Annotated in this window: 3 protein-coding genes; all 3 read left to right on the top strand. The window is 64.5% G+C overall.

Annotated features, from left to right (window positions below; translation table 11 throughout):
• Window positions 1-286 (top strand): hypothetical protein (locus AAF481_20565; GenBank protein MEM7483560.1); only part of this gene is annotated, 286 nt, incomplete at its 5' end.
• A complete protein-coding gene (locus AAF481_20560; protein MEM7483559.1) occupies window positions 283-1,059 on the top strand; it encodes an SDR family oxidoreductase in 777 nt (258 codons plus the stop codon). The genes AAF481_20565 and AAF481_20560, both read left to right, overlap by 4 nt.
• Before the next feature lie 12 nt (window positions 1,060-1,071).
• A partial coding sequence (locus AAF481_20555; protein ID MEM7483558.1) for a class I SAM-dependent methyltransferase occupies window positions 1,072-1,573 on the top strand: 502 nt, incomplete at its 3' end.

The following is a 1,573-nucleotide window of genomic DNA, read 5'->3' as shown; positions in this document are numbered from 1 at the left end:
GTCCGAAGCCTACGTTTGGGCACGCAAGCAGGACGACGGCACGCTCAAATTCCATTTTGCGGTCGACAACCCGCAGGGCATCTCGGCCAAGGCGATGGCGGTGATCCTCGACGAGAGCCTGTCCGGCGCACCGCTCGAGGACGTGCGTAGCGTGTCGGGGGACGTGATCTACGACATCTTCGGTCGCGAGCTGTCGATGGGCAAGAGCATGGGGCTGATGGGCATGGTGGCGATGGTGGCGACCTCGGCCAAGAAACTGTTGGCCTCGGCCGAGGTAGCGGTATGAGCGACGCTGACCTGAACGGTGCGGTCGTCCTGGTGACCGGAGGGTCGGGCGGTATCGGCCGTACGATCTGCCGCCAATTTGCCCAGCGTGGGGCGCGGGTTTGGGTACACTTCAACGGCAATCAGGCCGCTGCGGAGGAGACCCTCGCCCAGCTGCGCCCAGGGACGGGCCAAGAGCACCGCACCGTGGGGGCCGATCTGTCGGATCCCGAAGCGGTGCGTGTGATGGTCGATCAAGTGGTGGCGGCCTCCGGCCGGCTGGACGTGCTGGTCAACAACGCCGGTATCTACGAGCGCCACCCGCCACTGACCACCGACTTCGACGCTTGGCTCGCCGCCTGGGACCGCACCGTGGGCGTCAACCTTTCGGGGGTTGCCCACACCGCGTATTGCGCTGCGCGCTATATGAGTGAGCGAGGCGGTGGCCGGATCATCAACATCTCGTCTCGCGGCGCGTTTCGCGGCGAGCCTGACTGCCCGGCTTATGGCGCATCGAAGGCCGGTGTCAACGCCCTCAGTCAATCGCTGGCGGCGGCCCTGGCACCAGCCGGCATTTACGTCTACGCGGTGGCTCCGGGGTTCGTAGAGACCGCCATGGCGCGGCCCTACCTCACGGGTGAGATGGCCGACGCGATCCGACAACAAAGCCCTCTCGGGCGGGTGGCGACGACCGAGGACGTCGCCTATTGGGTCCTTTGCCTGGCCGACCCGGCGGCCAATTTTGCCACCGGTGCGATCATCGACGTCAACGGTGCCTCTTACTTGCGAACCTGAGGACGAGACGAAATGGGTTGGTTTTCCCGTCGTAAGCCGGTTGCCGAGGGCGTAGGGCCCTCCACATTGCAGAGCGGCGTCTACCGGTCACCGGGCATGACTCGGCTGGCCAAGGAACTCGATCGGCGCCGGCCCGAAGCGATCCTCGACCTTGGCATGTCATCGACAGAGAACGTCAATTACCTGTCGCGCTTCACCACCAATCTGTGCATTCAGGATCTCTTCCACGGTGCCTGCGACGAGCCCGGTCGCCGTTCCGAGGCCTTTCGCTTCGATCATCCCGAGACCCTACGGCTGCCGGATGAGAGCGAGCGCTTCGACATCGTGCTGATGTGGGATCTGATTCACTACGTCGAGGGCGCCGACCGCCGTAGTTTCATTGCCCGGCTGGCGTCCTATTGCCGGCCCGACGCTTTCGTCTTCCTGCTCGGTTCATCCTCGGCGCAGATACCGCTGGTGCCGATCCAGTTCAAGATCGACAGTGACGATGCGCTGCACTACACCTTGCCGGAAG

The organism is Acidobacteriota bacterium, from assembly GCA_039030395.1.
Lineage (GTDB): Bacteria > Acidobacteriota > Thermoanaerobaculia > Multivoradales > JBCCEF01 > JBCCEF01.
The sequence above is the reverse complement of the archived record's forward strand: the minus strand, read 5'-3'. Positions and strand labels throughout refer to the sequence as shown.

What these genes read in the sequence shown, in the direction of transcription:
- AAF481_20560 (MEM7483559.1), top strand. Translation starts at nt 283, where the DNA reads ATGAGCGACGCTGACCTGAACGGTGCGGTCGTCCTGGTGACCGGAGGG.